General features: G+C 40.2%; 18 protein-coding genes and 1 tRNA gene. 13 read left to right on the forward strand and 6 right to left on the reverse strand.

Features of this window, described 5'->3' with window-relative positions; genetic code table 11:
- Positions 1-40 precede the first annotated feature (40 nt).
- The 7 genes from WSC_RS0102825 (at position 41) to WSC_RS24810 (ending at position 6,402) form a co-directional block, all read left to right on the forward strand.
- On the forward strand, positions 41-1,735 hold the full coding sequence (locus WSC_RS0102825) for a right-handed parallel beta-helix repeat-containing protein (RefSeq protein WP_016954386.1): 1,695 nt from the start codon (positions 41-43) through the stop codon (positions 1,733-1,735).
- Between the two features lie 64 nt (positions 1,736-1,799).
- Positions 1,800-3,497 carry a right-handed parallel beta-helix repeat-containing protein gene (locus WSC_RS0102830; RefSeq protein ID WP_016954387.1) on the forward strand — a complete coding sequence of 566 codons (1,698 nt, stop codon included), beginning with the start codon at positions 1,800-1,802 and terminating at the stop codon, positions 3,495-3,497.
- A 133-nt stretch (positions 3,498-3,630) separates the two neighbouring features.
- Positions 3,631-3,897, forward strand: a complete 267-nt coding sequence (gene tatA / locus WSC_RS21680; protein WP_016954388.1) for a twin-arginine translocase TatA/TatE family subunit — start codon at positions 3,631-3,633, stop codon at positions 3,895-3,897.
- A gap of 6 nt (positions 3,898-3,903) precedes the next feature.
- Positions 3,904-4,227, forward strand: coding sequence for a Sec-independent protein translocase protein TatB (gene tatB / locus WSC_RS0102840; RefSeq protein ID WP_016954389.1), 324 nt, complete (start codon positions 3,904-3,906; stop codon positions 4,225-4,227).
- Positions 4,224-4,955 carry a twin-arginine translocase subunit TatC gene (gene tatC / locus WSC_RS0102845; RefSeq protein ID WP_016954390.1) on the forward strand — a complete coding sequence of 244 codons (732 nt, stop codon included), beginning with the start codon at positions 4,224-4,226 and terminating at the stop codon, positions 4,953-4,955. The genes tatB and tatC overlap by 4 nt, the downstream gene beginning before the upstream one ends.
- A gap of 54 nt (positions 4,956-5,009) precedes the next feature.
- Positions 5,010-5,843, forward strand: a complete 834-nt coding sequence (locus tag WSC_RS0102850; RefSeq protein ID WP_016954391.1) for a type 2 periplasmic-binding domain-containing protein — start codon at positions 5,010-5,012, stop codon at positions 5,841-5,843.
- Between the two features lie 373 nt (positions 5,844-6,216).
- Entirely contained in the window at positions 6,217-6,402 is a 186-nt protein-coding gene (locus WSC_RS24810; protein WP_157447169.1) for a hypothetical protein, read from the forward strand.
- Positions 6,403-6,479: 77 nt separating this feature from the next.
- On the opposite strand, the gene WSC_RS0102860 is transcribed toward WSC_RS24810, so the two are convergent.
- From WSC_RS0102860 to trxA, 4 genes are all read right to left on the reverse strand, one after another.
- Positions 6,480-6,556, reverse strand: a tRNA-Arg gene (locus WSC_RS0102860).
- A gap of 88 nt (positions 6,557-6,644) precedes the next feature.
- Positions 6,645-8,600 (reverse strand): CASTOR/POLLUX-related putative ion channel, encoded by a 1,956-nt coding sequence (locus tag WSC_RS0102865; RefSeq protein ID WP_016954393.1) that lies wholly within the window; start codon positions 8,598-8,600, stop codon positions 6,645-6,647.
- Between the two features lie 132 nt (positions 8,601-8,732).
- Positions 8,733-10,001, reverse strand: coding sequence for a transcription termination factor Rho (rho, locus tag WSC_RS0102870; RefSeq protein ID WP_016954394.1), 1,269 nt, complete (start codon positions 9,999-10,001; stop codon positions 8,733-8,735).
- Between the two features lie 196 nt (positions 10,002-10,197).
- Positions 10,198-10,527, reverse strand: a complete 330-nt coding sequence (gene trxA / locus WSC_RS0102875) for a thioredoxin TrxA (protein ID WP_016954395.1) — start codon at positions 10,525-10,527, stop codon at positions 10,198-10,200.
- Between the two features lie 106 nt (positions 10,528-10,633).
- On the opposite strand from trxA, the gene rhlB reads away from it, so the two are divergent.
- Together rhlB and gppA are read left to right on the forward strand one after the other, a co-directional pair.
- A complete protein-coding gene (rhlB, locus tag WSC_RS0102880) occupies positions 10,634-11,896 on the forward strand; it encodes an ATP-dependent RNA helicase RhlB (protein WP_016954396.1) in 1,263 nt (420 codons plus the stop codon).
- 18 nt (positions 11,897-11,914) lie between these two features.
- A complete protein-coding gene (gene gppA, locus WSC_RS0102885; RefSeq protein WP_016954397.1) occupies positions 11,915-13,408 on the forward strand; it encodes a guanosine-5'-triphosphate,3'-diphosphate diphosphatase in 1,494 nt (497 codons plus the stop codon).
- Positions 13,409-14,534: 1,126 nt separating this feature from the next.
- On the opposite strand, the gene WSC_RS0102890 is transcribed toward gppA, so the two are convergent.
- On the reverse strand, positions 14,535-15,374 hold the full coding sequence (locus tag WSC_RS0102890) for a DUF6279 family lipoprotein (protein WP_016954398.1): 840 nt from the start codon (positions 15,372-15,374) through the stop codon (positions 14,535-14,537).
- 23 nt (positions 15,375-15,397) lie between these two features.
- Positions 15,398-15,886, reverse strand: a complete 489-nt coding sequence (locus WSC_RS0102895) for a DUF4760 domain-containing protein (protein ID WP_016954399.1) — start codon at positions 15,884-15,886, stop codon at positions 15,398-15,400.
- 111 nt (positions 15,887-15,997) lie between these two features.
- On the opposite strand from WSC_RS0102895, the gene hemC reads away from it, so the two are divergent.
- The 4 genes from hemC to WSC_RS0102915 are packed head-to-tail and all read left to right on the forward strand — an operon-like array spanning position 15,998 to position 20,137.
- On the forward strand, positions 15,998-16,930 hold the full coding sequence (gene hemC, locus WSC_RS0102900; RefSeq protein WP_016954400.1) for a hydroxymethylbilane synthase: 933 nt from the start codon (positions 15,998-16,000) through the stop codon (positions 16,928-16,930).
- On the forward strand, positions 16,914-17,681 hold the full coding sequence (locus WSC_RS0102905) for a uroporphyrinogen-III synthase (RefSeq protein ID WP_016954401.1): 768 nt from the start codon (positions 16,914-16,916) through the stop codon (positions 17,679-17,681). The genes hemC and WSC_RS0102905 overlap by 17 nt, the downstream gene beginning before the upstream one ends.
- Positions 17,671-18,945 (forward strand): uroporphyrinogen-III C-methyltransferase, encoded by a 1,275-nt coding sequence (locus WSC_RS0102910; protein WP_016954402.1) that lies wholly within the window; start codon positions 17,671-17,673, stop codon positions 18,943-18,945. Before WSC_RS0102905 ends, WSC_RS0102910 begins: the two co-directional genes overlap by 11 nt.
- A complete protein-coding gene (locus tag WSC_RS0102915; RefSeq protein WP_016954403.1) occupies positions 18,938-20,137 on the forward strand; it encodes a heme biosynthesis HemY N-terminal domain-containing protein in 1,200 nt (399 codons plus the stop codon). The genes WSC_RS0102910 and WSC_RS0102915 overlap by 8 nt, the downstream gene beginning before the upstream one ends.
- Positions 20,138-20,145 lie beyond the last annotated feature (8 nt).

A 20,145-nucleotide genomic window follows, 5' to 3' on the forward strand; every position in this document is an offset into this window, starting at 1 on the left:
GCCATTGATAGTGTTTCAACCACAACCAAGGTATTTACCTATGACCATGACTAGACGAAACTTTGTAAAAGGTGCAGTGGCGACAGCAGTAGCTACTGCAGTTTGCGCATCTATTGGATTTTCCCGTAGTGTTTATGCAATTAATTTGATCAATGAGTTTAGTGAAAACAACAACAAAACCTTGGATTTAATTGTAAAAGGCAATCAAGGATGGGGTATTACCCAAGTTACAGTAAATATTCCTGGCGCTTCTAGTATAAAAATAGCCACAAAATCTCGCCCCATTTTAAATGGGGGGTCACTTGGAGAAAGTATAGTTATTGGCAAAAGTAGATTGTCAAACCATAAAGTATTAATACCTACAGGACATGTTTTAACAGGTATAAAAATTAGCGCAGACGGCAAGTTATATGATGTGTCTTTACACACAAGCCCGTTCCCACAAAAGTTATTTGTTGGCACTACAGTTAATGGTGGAGACAACATAACAACGGGCACTTTTGCCGAAGCGGCTGACGGCCAATACATCAAGGGTATTACATTAAAAGCAACAACTGGTGCGCCCCCGCCGACTCATTTAGGCCTTACAGTTCAAAAGTTATTAAGAGAAGTCAATATTGCGGATCAACAGCGCAATGCACTTATTGAAAGTGACTCAATGCTTTCTAAATGCTTGAAGATTTATGTTTCGTCCTCATTGGGGAATGACACAAATGATGGCTTAGAGCCAAACAAGCCAGTAAGAACTTTAAATAGAGCCAAAGAAATTTGCCAATCCAATTTATCTAAACCTGGTTTTGCAATTTTGCTTAGAGGTGGCGATACCTTTAATAACAATGACATGCCCATGACCAGTGTTAGACTCGATAAGCGATTACAGGCGGTGAAAAAAGAAAAATTCGCCTTTATCTGGGATCTAAATAGACACTTGTTAATGGGGACATATGGTAACGATTCGCTGGCAATAATTGGTAATGGTGGTTATGTAAAAGACAACCAAGCATCTTCTGCTATTGGTGTAGATGGCAACTGCAAAAAAACCGTGATATTTGATAACTTACATTTCAAAAGATGGCAAATTTACCCCTTTTATTTATACGGTTACCGTCCCACGACTGGTAATGCACTCATCATACAAGACTGCGTCTTTACCGAAAATGGTAGTTATTATTTCCCTGATGAAACAACCATAGTAAACAAACTGCCTATATTTGGTGGTGCAATTATACAAGTCAGGCGTTCTGACGATGTGATTATTGCTAATAACATAATGAAAGATAATCATATTGCGCCATATTACGAGAAAAAAACCGGTGGCAATGTTTATGATAGATATCACGCCTTCTACATTGCCGATGCCACAAGAACCCGAGTTTTAGACAACACCATAATGAACACCTCTGGCTCACCAGTCAAAATACGCTACGAAAGTAGAGATGTTCGAGTGAGCAACAATGCTTTTTATTATGCCGGAACTTCAACCCGAACCAACATAGTACAACAAGGTTGGTTAAGATTTAGTGGCGAATCTAATCCAAAAAAACGGCCACAAGAATGCTCCGTTACTGGCAACGTATTTTACGGCCCATTCCACACAGATGAATTTAGCAACAATCAAACTGAAGGCGCAATTGTTTCTGCGATGATGTCGACATCAAAAGACTATATGACCCAAGTACATGGCTGGATGGGCAACAATGTCAGTGGCAATGACTACCAAGAGCAGTTTGAATAACACACAAATTACAAATTTTAAGCGGTTACATATCATCTACACAAACAACAAAAGGTATTTTGCTATGAGCATTAATAGACGACAATTTGTTAAAGGTGCTGTTGCCTCTGCGGTGGCTACTGCGGTTTGCACATCTATTGGATTTTCCCGCAGTGTTTATGCGGTTGACTTAGTTAATGAGTTCAGAGAATACAACAACAAAACCTCAGATTTAATCGTAAAAGGGAATCAAGGTTGGGGAATAACTCAAGTTAGAGTACGTATTCCTAAAGCTTCAAATATCAAAATTGCAACAAAATCAAGACCCATTATTGATAAAGCATCTCTTGGCACCAGTATTGTTATTGGCAAAAGCAAAAAATCAAACCATGAAGTAACCTTACCAGATGGCCATATTCTAACTGGTATAAAAATTAGCGCAGATGGCAAGTTATATGACGTATCTTTACACACTGCACCATTCCCTGAGAAGTTAAAAGTCGGACGTGTGGAAAATGGAGGCGACGCAGACCTCCCAAGTGGCGATTTTGCTAAGGCACCGGAAGATCAATACATCACGGGTATAACTTTAAAAGCAACCACTGAAGCAATTCCTCCTACTCATCTAGGTCTTAAAATTCAAAAATTACTCAGAAAAGTCAATATAGCAGACCAACAACGTGAGGCCCGCGTTAGAAACGATTCAATATTTTCTCAATGCTTAAAAATTTATGTTTCATCGTCTACCGGTGATGATGCTAATGATGGCTTTCCGCACACCCACGCAGTGAAAACATTAAACCGAGCCAAAGAAATTTGTCAATCAAACTTGTCTGAACCTGGCTTTGTTATATTGCTTAAAGGCGGCGATACATTTCAAAACAATGAAAATCCAATGACCAGCACTACACTCAGCAATAGGTTAGAAGCGGTAAAAAAAGAAAAATTCGCTTTCACTTGGGATTTAGATAAACACTTACTGGTGAGTACATATGACAACGACGAGCTCGCTGTACTTGGCAATGGCGGTTATGTAAAAGACAATCAGGCTGCTTCTTGTATTGGCGTAGATGCAAACTGTAAAAAAACCGTAGTGTTTGAAAACTTACATTTAAAAAGATGGCAAATTTATCCAATCTATTTATTCTCATATCGCCCTGATATGGGCAATACACTAACAATACAAGACTGTTTGTTTACTGAAAATGGTAGTTACTATTACCCAGAAGAAACAACCGTAGTAAATAAACTACCTATTTTTGGCGGTTCGGTCATTCAAGTAAGACGTTCAGATGATGTGATTATTACGAACAACATTATGAAAAATAACCATATAGCGCCTTACCACGAGACTAAAACCGGAGGGAATGTCTATGACAGGTATCACGCCTTCTATGTTGCAGATTCAGCAAGAACTAGAGTGTTAGACAATACCATTATGAATATATCGGGGTCTCCGGTCAAAATACGCACTAAAAGCCGAGATGTACGCGTTGCCAACAATGGTTTTTATTACACCGGGGCTTCAACTCGAACCAATATTGTTCAACAAGGCTGGTTGCGCTTCAGTGGCGACGCTAATGTAGAAAAACGACCACAAGAATGCACAGTCACAGGCAATGTATTTTACGCCCCTTTCCACACAAAAGAATTTGACAACAATCAAACCAGCGGCGCCATTGTTTCGGCAATGATGTCCACATCCAAAGACTATATGACCCAAGTGCATGGTTGGATGGGCAACAATGTCAGTGGCAATGACTACCAAGAGCAATTTGAATAAGTGTTTTTAGCTTGATAGTCGAAAAATGGTGCCGCTCACGAAAGTATGCGGCACTTCTTACATGATTGGGGTTGTTTAGCCGTGTAGCTTGCACCTTGTAGATTTTTTTATAAGCAAAACTTAGGAGTTCCTTATGTTAGGTGGTATCAGTATGTGGCAACTCGTTATTGTATTGGTCATAGTTGTACTATTGTTTGGTACAAAAAAATTAAAAAACTTAGGTGGCGATTTAGGCGCCGCGATTAGAGGCTTCAAAAAAGAATATGATGGAGATGAGCAAAATTCGGCACAATACACCAATAATTTAACTCCAGGCATAACGTCTAATGTTACTGAACCGTCCTCTGCTAAGGTAGACGCTACCCTAGCCGACTCCCTTAAAACCACCAAGCACGAGTAGTTTAGTATGTTAGATATTGGTTTTTGGGAGCTAGTTATAATAGGTGTTGTTGGACTCACAGTGTTAGGCCCAGATAGACTACCGAGTGCAATTCGCAGCGTAACATCTGTCATTCATAATGTTCGCCAAACAGCAAACAACCTTAAAGCTGAGTTAAATCATGAACTAAAGGTGAATGAATTGCAGCAGCAACTCAGCGAAGCCAAATGCAAAGAGGCTTTGGGACTGAATGAAGATAAAAGAAACTCACATGACCAAGAGAGTACCGACCTAAACAACTCAGAACATGTAAAAGCGAGTGGCTCAACTCAAAGCGCAGGCAAGTTATGAACAAATCACAACCTCTGATTAGCCATTTGATTGAGATTAGAAATCGGTTATTAAAGATAATATTAACTGTGCTGATAATTTTTATTGTTATGGTCGGGTTTGCAAACAACATTTACTCGTGGACTGCGCAGCCACTGCTGCAAGCACTGCCCGAAAATAGCAGCATGATAGCAACAGGCGTGGCCACTCCATTTTTAACGCCGTTTAAGTTAACCATGGTATTGTCTATTTTTGCCGCCATGCCATATACGCTTTATCATATTTGGGCTTTTATTGCCCCTGCCTTATATAAGGATGAAAAACGCTTAGTCGCTCCTCTAATGTTTAGTTCTTCTCTGCTGTTTTATAGCGGTATAGCGTTCGCTTATTTTGTGGTGTTTCCTTTAGCTTTTCAGTTTTTTGTCGGTACAGCACCAGAAGGTGTCACAGTATCAACCGATATCAACAGTTATTTAGACTTTGTGCTCAAGTTGTTTTTTGCTTTTGGCATTTCATTTCAAATACCTATCGCAATTATCTTGATAGTTTGGACAGGTATATCAACACCAGCGGCTATTGCCGAAAAACGCCGCTTTGTTGTGGTTGGCGCTTTTATTGCTGGTATGTTGTTGACGCCTCCAGACATAATTTCGCAATCACTACTTGCTATCCCCATGTGGTTTTTATTTGAATTCGGTCTGGTATGTGCTAGGTTTTATTGTAGATCAACTTGTGAGGGACCAAATTAAGCCACCTAACAATCTTTAGGTGACAGATTATCACCTTAAACTAGGGGGTTTATAGTGTCAGCGACAAAAGCAGGGTTTAATGACTTCCTCCACCTTAGCCCAGCACTTAGTTTGCTTTTAGTTGCATGGCTAACACCCTCACTCGCCATTTCGAAAGACATTGTTCTTGTAACACCAACAAGCTCCCCAATTGATGTCAGTGGAAACTATGCAAGTGCTCTTTTGCACGAAGCTCTCGAACTGGCAGCACCAAGCACATACAAGATTAGCTATAGTGAGCGAGTGGACGAAGCAAGAGCAGCAAAACAAATGCAGCAGGGAAGAAGTGTACAAGTTATGTGGGCAGCAGCTCGTACAGATTGGGAAGCGTCGTTAATAGTAGTAAAACACCCCATATTAAAAGGCTTAATGGGGCAACGCGTACTGCTAATAAACCGACAGAACCAACTACAATTTAGCAAAATAGAGTCAGTTGAAGAGCTCAAAAAACTTAGATTAGGTGCAGGGCATACTTGGTCAGTAACAGCAATTTTTCAACACCACCAGTTCAATGTAGTGACTAGCTCTAGTTATGAGGGATTATTCAAAATGTTAGCAAAAGACAGGTTTGATTATTTTCCTCGTGGTGTAAGTGAAGTACTAAACGAATTCGATGCTCGTAAAGCGCTATATCCAAACATGGCGATTGAAGAAAGCATTATACTCCAGACTGATTTACCCGTTTACTTTTATGTTACTCCGGTTGATCCCATACTTGCTCTGGATATTACGAATGGTTTAAGTGCAATAATTGAAAATGGCAGGTTTGATGAATTATTCAACCAACACTTTGCAGCTCTGCAAAAGATGCTCCAACTTAGCAAACGCAAAATTTTTCAGCTAAAATAGAATCGTACTTCCGCTCTATCTTCAGATTTAATAATCTCATAATATTCGAATAAATAAATGAATAACGCGGATAGACGATCCAAGTAAATTAGTGATCCAAAGGCGTCAATATCTGCCCACCTAACTTATCAGATTTCATAGGTTAACAACAATCACGTGAAATTCGAATCACAAGCAAGATAGCAACAATATAGAACAATGCTCTGAGCTATGGAGTTATATATACAATCATAAAAACTACAATAGCTTATTGCCCGCATTAATAGCGCCAACGAACACAAAAGAACAGTACTATTCGGTAGTTAACTTCCTAGACGCGTTATATATTAAGAGTAAAGACACACATGACCTAATGCTTATAAAAATAAAAAAGATGTGGGCACAAAAAGTCTATAGAAAAAATCAGCATGAATATCAATATCTAAACTTTAAATTAAAAAAAGAGTTGGCTGACATGCTAGAAGCCCTAACATTCAACGATAAGATGGAAAATAAACCATATATTGAGCAGTTAATTAAAGCTGAATATCAACGCAAATTTCAAGGCCAAAAAACATAATTAGGGTATAACTAAGGGTATCAGCTCAAAACCCAAACAATAAAAACCTTTAAATACAAAAAGTTGAAGTGAAAGGCTGGCGCGCCTGGAGAGATTCGAACTCCCGACCAAGTGGTTCGAAGCCACCTACTCTATCCAGCTGAGCTACAGACGCGCAATGCAGACTTGTGATTCTAGCTATCTAAATAAAAACTGCCAGCAATTTTTGCAGCTAACAGTTTAAATGTTTAATTTTTATTCGTTTATTCGCCTATCACAATTAATAAATCATTCGACAGCGAGGATATCCTTCGCTCAATTGCCGGGTTAAGTAAAATCGCTTGTTCAGTCGCTTCTGCTTGGAAAACACCTAATAACAACTCGTTATGGCTTTCGACAATTGGCTGCAGCTCTTCAACTTTGAGCATTTGTTTGTCGGTGTAATTACCCAGTGGCTTAAGGTAAATTTGAACTCCTTCTGCTTCCATTAAAGTATCAAACAAAACTTGATGCTCAGGAATTAACGCAATTTGAGATAACAAATGGCTCATCAATAAAGGCGTAATAAAAGTATCGGTTTTAGAGTGCTCCAAAAAGTTTTCATTTGACGGATCGCTCAATTCAATCAACACGTGTGGACGGTTTGGATATTGCTCTAGCACTTCATCGAGCGCCATGGAACCAACTAATACGCGCGCATCCGCCTCTTCGGCTGAATCTAACCTATCACTATAGACCAACAAGATAATATCCTGCTCCTGCGGGCTAAACTGTCTGACTTCGTTTTCCATCATGTAGTCAGCTTCTTGTAAAGTTAAATTAATGCGTGAACTGAATTTGCCCAATTTATTAATTTCTTGCTGACGTACTTGCGCAGACATAGTCGAGACTAAAGTCACATCAAAACTTTCATTAGTGTAGCTATCAAGCTCATGGATAATGTTAGGTACACGACGGTTCCAACCTAACAGCAAAAGTTTTTTGCGCGGTTTAACCTCTTTATTGTTGGTTTTAACTTTAGTTTTGTTCGGCAATACTGTTGGCCGAGCTGGCTGGATAGTCGGCTCTAATTGGCTCACATTCGATGCAACATAAACTAAGCTATCACTCGGGACAATTCGATGTTTTGCTTGTTCGCCCACAGCCAAATTAAAGCTCTGGCTAGTTTTGTCAATAAAACCAACTAGAATGGCGTTTTTGTGGTACAAACGCGCTTCCGTCAGGGCTTTCCCTATATGAGAACTAGCGTCTTTGATAAAAAAGCGCCCTTGATTTTGGCTATTGAGTAAATGGGTATACACCTTTAACAAATTTGGTGCGACTGCACATTGTGCCATTAATCGACTGATGGTTTGGTCGGTTACAACTATATTAGCTTGACCTTCATAAGATTTTTTCGCCAGCTTGGTATGGCGCACATCATCTAGTTCAACCACTAAACGCGGAAATTGGTTTGCGCCTTTAGCCAATACATTTAGGGTTAATAAACTTTTTATCGTTTCCACATCTGTCGTGACCAGTGAATCTGATCTTTGGTATTTGTTGGATAAAATAACCGCTGAAGCCTGTAAACAAGCGGCCCTGTGAATGGCTTCACTTTGCAGTGCATTACCAGAACGCAAAATTAATTGGCGCGACCATTTAGCTGGCAGTGATACTTCGGCTAATAATTGTTGATGAATAACAGCATTGGCTTCTTCGGCCAATAACACCAGAGTTGGATTTTTCTCTTTGTGCTGCTTTTTGTAAAAGCTTCGATTAACCTCAACACCCAATAATTCCCGAATAATAGGCACAACTCGAGTACTCATGCCTAAAATGACGATATGCTGTTTAATCGAAACAGGTGTTAACCCTTGTTCAAGCCGCTCCATAAATGCAATTAACCAACGGGTCATTATCGCAACCAGTGTACCCATAAATAGCACGTAACCACACAAGGTTAATAAGGTTGAAACTATACGCTTCCACGCCCCTTCATCATCACCTAAATAACCCGGATCGGTTAAACGCAAAAACGCCCACCAAATATCCTCGGCTAAGTTACTTTCATGCCCACTAATAGGTGCCAACAAAAAGCCACCGACCATAGACACCAAAGCAATCACACCAATTATCACAAATAATTGATAACCAGCGCCTTTAATTAATTGGCGTTCAACAAAAAATTTTAGGCGGTCAATTGGCTGCAATACATTAACATTGAGCGGAAGCGGCATTGAAAGAATTCCTTTATGAGTCGTGATTATCGCGGTTAATCGCAATAACGAAAAATGGCCGATGCAATAACTAAAAATTTAGCATTGCATCAGCCATTTTGAAACTATTTAGTTAACGCGATATGTCGCTGATTAACTACCTTTTTGGCGTTTCATCGCATCGAAGAATTCATCATTGGTTTTTGTCATAGACAATTTATCAATTAAGAATTCCATTGCGTCAGTTTCACTCATTTCATGCACTATCTTACGTAAGATCCACATTTTTTGTAGCTCTTCTTGTGAAGTTAATAACTCTTCACGACGCGTGCCTGAGCGGTTGAAGTCGATAGCTGGGAATACACGTTTTTCCGCAATCTTACGGTTTAAGTGTATTTCCATATTACCTGTACCTTTAAACTCTTCGTAGATAACTTCATCCATTTTAGAGCCGGTATCAATTAACGCAGTTGCGATAATAGTTAAACTACCACCTTCTTCTACATTACGCGCAGCACCAAAGAAACGTTTAGGTTTGTGTAATGCATTTGCGTCTACACCACCTGTTAATACCTTACCAGATGAAGGAATGACAGTGTTGTACGCACGTGCTAGACGAGTGATTGAATCAAGAAGAATCACGACGTCTTTTTTGTGCTCAACTAAACGTTTAGCTTTTTCAATCACCATTTCGGCAACTTGCACGTGACGGCTAGCAGGTTCGTCGAATGTTGAAGCAACCACTTCACCATTAACCAAACGTTGCATTTCAGTAACTTCTTCAGGGCGCTCGTCAATTAACAACACCATTAACACACATTCTGGGTGGTTAGCTGAAATAGATTGTGCAATGTTTTGTAGTAACATGGTTTTACCCGCTTTTGGCGGAGCAACAACCAAGGCACGTTGGCCTTTACCAATTGGTGAAGCTAAATCTAAAACACGTGCAGTAATATCTTCGGTACTACCGTTACCACGCTCCATCACCATACGCTCGTTGGCGTGTAGCGGAGTTAAGTTTTCAAATAAAATCTTATTGCGCGAGTTTTCAGGCTTATCAAAGTTAACTTGGTTAATTTTTAATAATGCAAAATAACGCTCACCTTCTTTTGGTGGACGAATTTTACCCGCGATAGAATCACCTGTGCGCAAATTGAAACGACGAATTTGTGAAGGTGATACGTAAATGTCATCTGGACCGGCTAAGAAAGACGAGTCTGCTGAACGCAAAAAGCCAAATCCATCCTGCAAAATCTCAAGCACACCATCACCAAAGATGTCTTCGCCACTTTTGGCATGCTTTTTCAAGATTGCAAAAATTATGTCTTGTTTACGTAAACGCGCCATGTTTTCGAGTCCCATAGACTCGGCTAGCTGGACCAATTCGTTAATAGGTTTGTTTTTAAGTTCCGTTAAGTTCATATTGGTGGGTTCTTATCTCAGAGACTGGCTGAAACAGTACTTGCTTGATTAGGATTAACAGGGAAAAATAATTAGACGTTGCACTTCGAATAAGTAACAACTAAAAAATAAGGTAGCACTTAAAATTAAATAGATCCAGAAAAAAGAAGCTCTTTTTTCTAGAGCTTCAATTTTCTAGTGATTAGCTAACCTAAAATTATAGGTTTTCGTCTAACCATTGCTTAAGTTGAGTCTTTGATAAAGCACCAACTTTAGTAGCAGCAACACTACCTGATTTGAACAATAATAAAGTAGGAATACCACGCACACCATATTTAGCTGGTGAAGCGTTGTTTTGGTCAATATTTAATTTACCTACTGTTACTTTGTCCGCGTAGTCGTTAGCAACTTCATCCAAAATAGGCGCGATCATTTTACAAGGACCACACCATTCTGCCCAAAAATCTACTAATACTGGCTTTTCAGAGTTTAATACATCAGACTCAAAGCTTGCGTCTGATAAAGTTAAAATGGCATCAGAGCTCATTAATTTCTCCAAATTTTGCGGCTAAAACCGTTGAGAATAAAACAGACTGTTTTTTTAATCTATTCGGATTCTTTTTGCAAGCTGAAACTGATATGCTTGAGCAACTATGACAATACAAACTCACTTATCACAGGTTGAATTTGCATCATTAAATTTGCATGCAAGTGTTCACCAAGCGTTAGCTGAAGCTAACTATAAACACTGTACACCTATTCAGGCTCAGAGCTTGCCAGTTGCATTGGCAGGCGGAGATGTTGCGGGTCAAGCACAGACTGGTACGGGCAAAACTATGGCTTTTTTGGTGGCAATGTTCAACCATTTAATGTCTAACCAAGCCCCACAGGACAGGACTTCAAAACAAATTCGCGCCGTAATACTAGCCCCTACGCGTGAACTGGTTGTACAAATTCATAACGACGCAGCTTTATTAGCAAAACATACAGGTTTAAAGCTGGCTTTAATTTATGGAGGCGAAGGTTATCAAGCGCAAACAGAGCAGCTTGAAGCTGGTGCAGACATAGTCATTGGCACAACCGGACGTATTATAGATTATTATAAGCAAGGTCTTATTGATCTAAGCAAAATTGAATCTGTGGTGTTAGATGAAGCCGATCGCATGTTCGATTTAGGTTTTATCAAAGACATTCGTTTTTTATTCCGTCGCATGCCTGCAGCTAAACAAAGACTGAGCATGTTATTTTCCGCTACCTTGTCTATGCGTGTACAAGAATTAGCCTACGAACATATGAATAGTCCAACCCATGTGCACATCGCACCTGAAGAAATGACTAATACGCGCATTAGTGAAGAATTATTTTATCCGGCTAACGAAGACAAAATGTTGCTTCTTCTAACTCTTATAGAAGATGAATGGCCAGATAAAGCGATTGTGTTTAGCAATACCAAACACGGTTGTGAAGATGTTTACCAATGGCTAAAAGCCGACAAGCACAGAGTTGGTTTATTGACAGGTGATGTCCCGCAGAAAAAACGTTTGAGCATTTTAAAGCAGTTTACTGAAGGTAAATTAGATATCTTGGTTGCAACGGATGTAGCAGCACGTGGTTTACACATTCCACAAGTGACTCATGTATTCAACTATGATTTACCAGATGACTGCGAAGACTATGTGCATCGTATTGGTCGTACCGGCCGAGCGGGGGCAACAGGTCATGCAATTAGTTTAGCCTGCGAAAAGTATGTTTATAACTTGCCAGCTATTGAGGAATATATAGATCATGCTATACCTGTAAGTAAGTATGATCCAACTGCATTGCTGGATGATGTAACTGCACCAAAACCACATTATAAAAGACGTATGCAAGGCGGACGTACCGACAGTAAACAAAGAACAAGAGGTCGTCGCTAGTTAAGGAGTATTGCCTATATGGCCGATCAGCATTATCCGATTTATGCTGCTATTGATTTAGGTTCAAACAGCTTTCATATGTTAATTGTGCGCTCTGTTGAAGGGAGCGTGCAAACTATAGGCAAAATTAAACGAAAAGTTCGATTAGCTGCTGGATTGCAAGATAATGGCGAATTAGACCAAGCCGCGATGGCGCGTGGTTGGGATTGTTTGTCATTATTTGCTGAACGCCTACAAGATATTCCTGCCAAAAATGTTCGTATTGTCGGCACAGCGGCGTTGCGCTTAGCGCAAAACGCCGATGTGTTTTTAGATAAAGCCGAAGAAATTCTCAATCATAGAATAGACGTTATTAGTGGTGAAGAAGAAGCTCGGCTTATTTATGTGGGCGTTGCTCACACCTCTGGCACCTCAGTTACAAAACTAGTGATTGATATTGGTGGTGCTAGCACAGAGATGGTCTGTGGCGAACGTTTCACCCCTATTGTTGTTAACAGCCTAAACATGGGCTGTGTTACTTACAAAAAGCGTTTTTTTGAAAACGACCAAATCACGCTACGCAATTTTGAAATGGCCACAGCTGCAGCACAATCGCAAATGTCAGGTAAATTACAACCTTATATGGCATTTGGCTGGCAAGCCTGTTTAGGCGCGTCGGGCACACCCCAAGCCATTCAAGAAGTATTAATTGCCCAAGGTGATAATGAAATGATCACCTTAGACAAGTTATTAAAATTACGTGATGCCTGCATAGACTGCGGCCATATTGATAAACTTAATATTATTGGTTTAGCCCACGAACGCCGTCCAGTATTTGTCAGTGGTTTAGCTATTTTAATCGCCATTTTCCAAGCGCTGAATATCAGCTATATGGTAGTGGCTGGCGGCGCCCTGCGTGAAGGCATTATCTACGGCATGATCCCTTGCTTGCAGCAACAAGACATCCGCCAACGCACTTTAACCAGTTTTATTCAACGTTATCGTTTAGATAAAGAACAAGCTTTTCGCGTTCGCGATATTGCGTTAAGTTTATTCGACCAGTTGCACGTGCATTGGGCGTTAGAGCAGCATGACAGCCGCGCTATTTTGGAAGCAGCCAGTGTATTGCACGAAGTTGGCTTAACTGTAGATTTTAAATTTGCCGCACGCCACGCCGCTTATATTTTAAGCAACACGGCAATCCCAGGTTTTAGTTTGGCACAACGCAAACTGCTTATTGCAATTGTTAAGAACTACCGCGAAGACATAGATATGGCTGAAGTAAACAGCCAAACCATGACCAGTCCAATATTAGCAGGCCAATTAACACGCTTATTGCGCTTAGCTGTGTTGTTAACCATGCGGCGTAAAGATGAAGTTTTACCAAAAGTGAAACTGTGCAGCACAGGTTTAAATGACTTAAACTTAACCTTTGAAGCCAATTGGTTAGCCGTGCATCCACTGATGGATAGCGAGTTGCAACAGGAACAAGAATATCAGCAAAAAGTAGGATGGCATTTTACTTTTAGTTGATGAGCGCTCTCTCGAATTGCATCCGTGCAATTCAAGTTTGGTTCGTTATTCGTAATTCCCACTAATTCATTGCTATTGGGTTTGTGGCAGAGACGCCGGCAGGCAAATGGAGTATTCCTCGCAAAAACGCTGCTAGTTCGTCCGTGAATCGCTCGCACAAAACTTCCATGTTTTGTGAAGTTTTGCTCGCAACACTTCCATTCACCTGCCTTTACAATTTTATGGCTGTAAAAACAACCGTGGCAATATTGCCAGATTGAAGCCTGTTTGAATGCTGGTTTATTGCTATTGGATTGGTGGCAGAGACGTCAGCAGGTAAATGGAGTATTCCTCGCAAAAACGCTGCAAGTTCATCCGTGAATCGCTCGCACAAAACTTCCATGTTTTGTGAAGTTTTGCTCGCAACACATCCATCCACCTGCCTTTACATTTTTATGGCTGTAAAAACAACCGTGACAATATTGCCAGATTGAAGTCTGGTTGAAAGCTGATTCATTGCTATTGGGTTTGTGGCAGAGACGTCGGCAGGCAAATGGAGTATTCCTCGCAAAAACGCTGCAAGTTCGTCCGTGAATCGCTCGCACAAAACTTCCATGTTTTGTGAAGTTTTGCTCGCAACACATCCATTCACCTGCCTTTACATTTTTATGGCTGTTTAAATGCTGATGGAATAGGCTAGAAATGCCGACAAAACTCATTTATTGCAGGTAGAAACTTAGCGCCATCATAGCCAGATTGAAGTCCGTTTGAATGCTGATTTTCTAAAACTTCAAAAAGTTAGGGATATCTTTTGTGAGCAGCCAGGGACTGGCGAAAAGCGATTTTAGAAAATTATGCTTCAAACGGGCTCGGTTACATAAATTCCAGCACCTTGAATTTTTGTGTAAACGGGCTGGAAATACCAGCGACTTGTTTGTTAAAAAGGTAAATGAGCATGTTGTGAGCAAAACTTCTCAAGAGAGGGACATCTTGTGAGAGCGCCCCATGGATGGGCTCGCAGCGGTTTTGTGAACAATATCTTATTCACCTTTTGTATTCTGTGGCAAAATTTTTCAGCAATTCAGGTCGTTAGACTCCCGACTAGCGACCAATAATAGGCAAACAACGGTTTGGTAAAATTTATAATTCAATAATCCTGATGTAATTTTCGAAAGGTCGACTCGTAATCATCTAACTCAGACAATAAATGGCGCTGTTGCTTGTCGGTTAAACCCAGCATTAATTTGTGGGTATTTTTGACATACAAACCGCGATTGCGCATTACGTTTTGCTGCAAAACTTCACTACGTAAATCATATGGGCGAGCAATTAATTGGCTAACTTTGGCTACATCAGATGCCAACAAAGCTTGCTCAAATGCCGCCAACCAATCATTTTGATACTGCAACCATTGACCGCGAGTGCCAACATATAAATCACTCTGCTGCGCAATTAACTGTTTCTGCTGTTTATTTAAGCGACCAAACCAGTCTTGATATTGTTCGACTTGCTTCTCGATAAAATTTTGATGTTTTTCTTCATCCGTTTGTTCATCCCACTCCTGCTGTTTTTCTTGGTTATTTTTGCGGATGTTACTGATTAACTGCTGCTTTTGTTCAGCAGATAAACTAACCGCGAGTTGGGCTAATTCTGGTGCGACATAAATAAGTACATCGCGCCAATACTTTTCAAATGCATTTACATGCTCAAGTAATGCAGCTTCATTTAATCCACCTTCGCCTACACCTTGGTTAAATTGCTGTTTAACCAAAGCAAACTGAGCTTGATACATAGGCAATTGCTGGCTTCTATGCCATTGATGCCACTGTTTAAATTGCTGATCAAACCTATCCTGCTGCGCGGAAGTTAAATCGACAAAGTCGTCTAAATACCAATCAGCCCACCAGTGCGCACGGTTGTACATAAACGACAAACTGCAACCGGCTAAGCTGAACATTAAAACGAGCAGAATAATTTTTTTAAACATGACTTTCCTTGTGTGTTGATGGGCTAGGCAGCGTCCGCCCAAGTTTGCACTATTGTTTGAGTTTTTTGATATAACTTGGGACTCAAATCTAAGCGTCTTTGTTCAATATATTGCTGAAAAAATTTGAACGCATAAATGATAGTATTGCCCATACTATCTTGGATCAGTTTTTCTTCGTATACACCATTTAATACGCCCGCAGCCAAAATCTCAATTTGATTTAGGTACATATGCACATCAGCGCGCAATTCTGAATCTTCTGCAAATGCTTGGTTAAGCTCGGCTAAACAAACTTGGTGTTGTTCACCTAGATATCCAAGTTTATGGCTGATATGACGCAAACTTTGATTTTTGCGAAAGTCTGCAATTGCATTTTGGGTAAGCACCATACGCTCCCATTCGTGTGAGCGCGCATGTAAATTAAATTGTTTGCGTGCATAAACAAAACCACTGGCAATAATGCCAATCATTAAAAACTGCACACTGATGTTAAGAACTTCGTAAATAGTCATAAATTTCGCACAAATTTCCCTGAGATATTTTGCAGTATACCTTGGGTCAGGCAGTTAGATAAGCTAAGATAAAGCCAGTTTTTAGCTAAATTCAAACAGATAGCCTCTCTTATGTCGAAACATTTAAAAATAGCCACCCGCGATAGTTTGTTAGCACTCTGGCAAGCTGAATATGTCAAATCTCGTTTAGAAGCCGCCCATACAGGTTTAACTGTATCACTGGTTAAAATTAAAACCAAAGGTGACAAAATATTAGATACACCACTGGCTAAAATTGGTGGCAAAGGGCTATTTGTAAAAGAGCTAGAAGTTGCTATGTTAAACGGCGAAGCGGATATTGCAGTCCATTCGATGAAAGATGTGCCTATGGAATTCCCAGAAGGTTTAGGCCTAGCGGTAATTTGTGAGCGTGAAGATCCGCGTGATGCATTTGTTTCCAATAACTATAAATCAATTGATGATTTACCTGAAGGTGCGGTTGTGGGCACTTCAAGTTTGCGTCGTCAATGCCAGCTGTTAAAACACAGACCAGACCTACAAATAAAATCACTACGCGGCAATGTACAAACTCGCTTGCGCAAACTAGACGAAGGTGAATTTGATGCCATTATTCTCGCGAGTGCCGGACTGATCCGCCTAGAGCTAGAAGAGCGCATCCAACAATTTATTGATAGCGACCTAATGTTACCAGCTGTGGGTCAAGGCGCTGTAGGTATAGAATGTCGGATAGACGATCAACAAACTCTAGATTTACTCGCAGTGCTTAACCATGCGGATACAGCCACTATAGTGACAACAGAGCGTGGCTTTAATACACGTTTAAATGGTGGTTGCCAAGTGCCAATTGCAGGGTATGCCGAGCAAAAAGGCTCTGAAATATTTTTCCGCGGTTTGGTTGCATCCGTAGATGGCAAACAAGTGTTCTACACAGAAAAATCTGGTTTACCAGAAGAAGCAGAACAAATTGGCATAGCCGCAGCAGAAGAATTGCTAAAAGCAGGTGCAAAAAGCGTGCTTGATGAAGTGTATGGGAACAAACAATAAGGTTTTACACTGTCGGCACGGCAGCAGCGCCCAACAACTCAACCAAAATTTAATAAGCGCTGGTTTTGAGCCTGTACACTTAGCACTATTTGATATTGTAGACGGCAGCGATTGTATATCGCTGTCTTCCAACAATTTTTCAGCGCAACTAACAAACATAGACTTAGTCATAATCACCAGCCAGTACGCGGTTGAAAAACTGACTCAGCAGTTACACCCAAGCGACTTAACAAAGCTACAACAAAAAAACACTATTGCAGTTGGTGATAAAACGGCAAAACAACTTAAAGCCGCGGGTTTTCACAACGTCCTTTTGCCTGAGAATAATGATTCCGAAGGCATACTCGCCCACCCACAAGTAAAACACAGTCAACAAGCAATATTGCTTAAAGGTGAACAAGGGCGTGATGCAATAGAACAAGCATTTAAACTGGCTAATAAAAAATTAACTACCTACAATATTTATAAACGCCAATGGTTAACTTTAACCTCAACTCAATTACAAACAGCATTGAGCTGTGATTATTTTGTCTTTACCAGTGGTGAAATTGCGTTAAAGTTATATCAAGCAGTTGAAAAACAGAATAAAAGTGAATTAAAGCCGTGGCTTGATGTCTGCACTTTTGTTCCTTCACAGCGTGTTGCATCTCAGCTCAGCCAATATGGCGCATCTGATGTTATCAATATGCAAGGCGCAAACAACTTAACCATAATTCAAGCTTTACAGGCGCATAAACAATATGACAGATAAAACGGAATCTGCGACTAACAAAGATACAATCACCACCGCAGAGCAAAACAATCAGCCAGCTTCTGAGCAAAGTGAAACACAAGTAGCTGAACAAACAAGCAAGCAAAAAGCTGATATCGACAAAGCGACCGAAACAGCAGAAGTAGCAGAGCCTGTTACACCAAAACCAACAGTTCAACCAGTCGCAACGCCCGCAACTGTACAAGCAGAAAAACCTGCAACTCAATCAAGCGGCAAAGGTATTGCTTGGCTAAGTTTATTAATAGCTCTGACAGCAGTAGGTGCAAGTGGTTACCTGTATTGGCAAGCACAATACAAACCACAAAATTGGCTGAGTCAGCTTAACCAAGTTGATGATAAACTTGGTCAAATCAGCAGCCAACAACAAGAATTTAATCAGCTTGGTCAGCAAGTACGTCAACAGCAACTCAATCAACAGCGTCAATTTGAGCAAGATTTACAAAACCGTCTACAAACATTTGCCAACGACTTAGCTCAGTCGCAACAGCAAACTTATGCAAATCAACAAGCTGAGTTATCCAGCTTGTTAAATCAAGTTAAACAAAACAGTCAAAACAACAAAAACAAACTATTACTCGATGATGTTGCCTATCTAGTAAAACAAGCGCAGTACAAACTGGTTTTAGAGAAAAATCCAGCAGCTGCGCTATTGGCTATGCAATTGGCTGCGAAGACTATGCAACAAAGCGACTTTAGCCAACATATCGAATTATCCGCAGCCATTAATCAAGATATTGGTGTGCTTACTGAGCTGGCAAAACAACAAAATCAAGATATGTATTTAGCTTTGGCACAAATAATAGGTCAAGTTCGTTTATTACCTATGCAACAAACTGAGCTAGGAACAGAGAAACAAGCGCACGCTGATCTCAAACCCACTACAGAAACCAGTTGGCAGAACTTAGCTATCGTTTGGCGTGACTTTTTAGAATTGTTCACACCGAAAAAGCGTAACGAAAGTGTCGAAGCTTTATTAACCCCAGAGCAGAGTCAGAATGTTGAACTGAATTTAATTAGTGTTTTACACCAAGCACAATGGGCGGCTTTAAATAAAAATCCACAAGTGCTGTCAGCTGCACTTAAACAAGCGGCAAATTGGTTGAGTATTTATTACCAAACCAATGATATTCGCGTGATGGACACGATAGACAAGTTAATTGAATTGTCTGAGCAAGATATCACGGGGCATTTTGACAAAGTAAAGCTGGCGTCACTTGAATTGGTGGTACAAAACCATGATTAAGATGCTTATTCTATTTATTCTAACCTGCTTGTTTTTGGCATTAGGCGCAGTGTTAGTTGAAGAAAAAGGTTATGTATTAATAAACCTTGCTGGCTATGTATGGGAAGCCAGCTTTTTTGGTTTCTTGTTTGTATTGTTACTGGCGTATCTGGGCTTTAAAGTAATTGAAACTTTTTTAATAGGCTTATTTAGAGCGCGCCGCAACTTTAGTGCATGGCGCAGTAAAAGCAAACAAGCATCTAGCCTACAAAGTCTATCTTCTGCAATTGAAGCTTTGTTTAACCAACAATGGAGCCGCGCACAAACCCTGAGTTTAAAACAAGTACATAATAGCCCTATCCCAGCTAGCCATTATTTAATTGCCGCCGAAGCAAGCAAACAACTAGGTGAGTTAGACGAAAGCAGTTTATATCAATTACGAGCGCAACAAGGCGGTAGCGAAAACGATAAGCAGTTAGCCACAGCTAAAAGTTTAATCAATGAAGAAAAATTTGCGCAAGCCATCACCACAATTGAAAAGGTACTAGAGCGCAATAACAAAGATTCAGCCGCTTTGTTATTGCTCGCGCAAGCTTATCAGCACAACCAGCAATTCGAATCACTGCAAAACATATTGCCAAAAGTAAAAAAATACACAGATATTAGCCCTACCGAGCTAAAAGCTATGTGTTTTGCTGCTTACCAAGCTCAGTTTAACCAAGCAGTAGAAGAGAAAAATTTATCTTTACTTGAGCAAAGTTTTAAACAAATTCATAAGCTGGTTGAGCCAAATCAGCCGATATTGCAAGTGTATTTAGCCGGCTTAATTAAATTAGAAGCCAACCAACAAGCAGAAAAGTTTTTTATTAAGTTATTTGAACAAACAGATAACCTTACTCAGCTTAATCGCCAAAATGAAAACAACCTCAAGCTGCTAAACGGTTTGCAGTTTACTCAACCACTTAAGCTGATTGCTTGGTTAGAAAAACAACTGAAAAAACAGCCAGACGCCGAGTTACTTAAAATAGCCTTAGCTATTTGTGCCTTGAAAAACTCTGACGTACAACTGGCGCAGCAAGCTATGGAAAGCGCGATTAAACAGCTAAAATCACCATATAGTTATCAGCTAATGGGCGATATTTATCAACAAGCCGGTATAGAGGGCAAAGCTAAACTGTGTTTTCAAAAGGGTTTAGAGCTGGCGATTAATTAAAAAGATTA

Source organism: Catenovulum agarivorans YM01 (assembly GCF_000281085.1).
Classification (GTDB): domain Bacteria; phylum Pseudomonadota; class Gammaproteobacteria; order Enterobacterales; family Alteromonadaceae; genus Catenovulum; species Catenovulum agarivorans.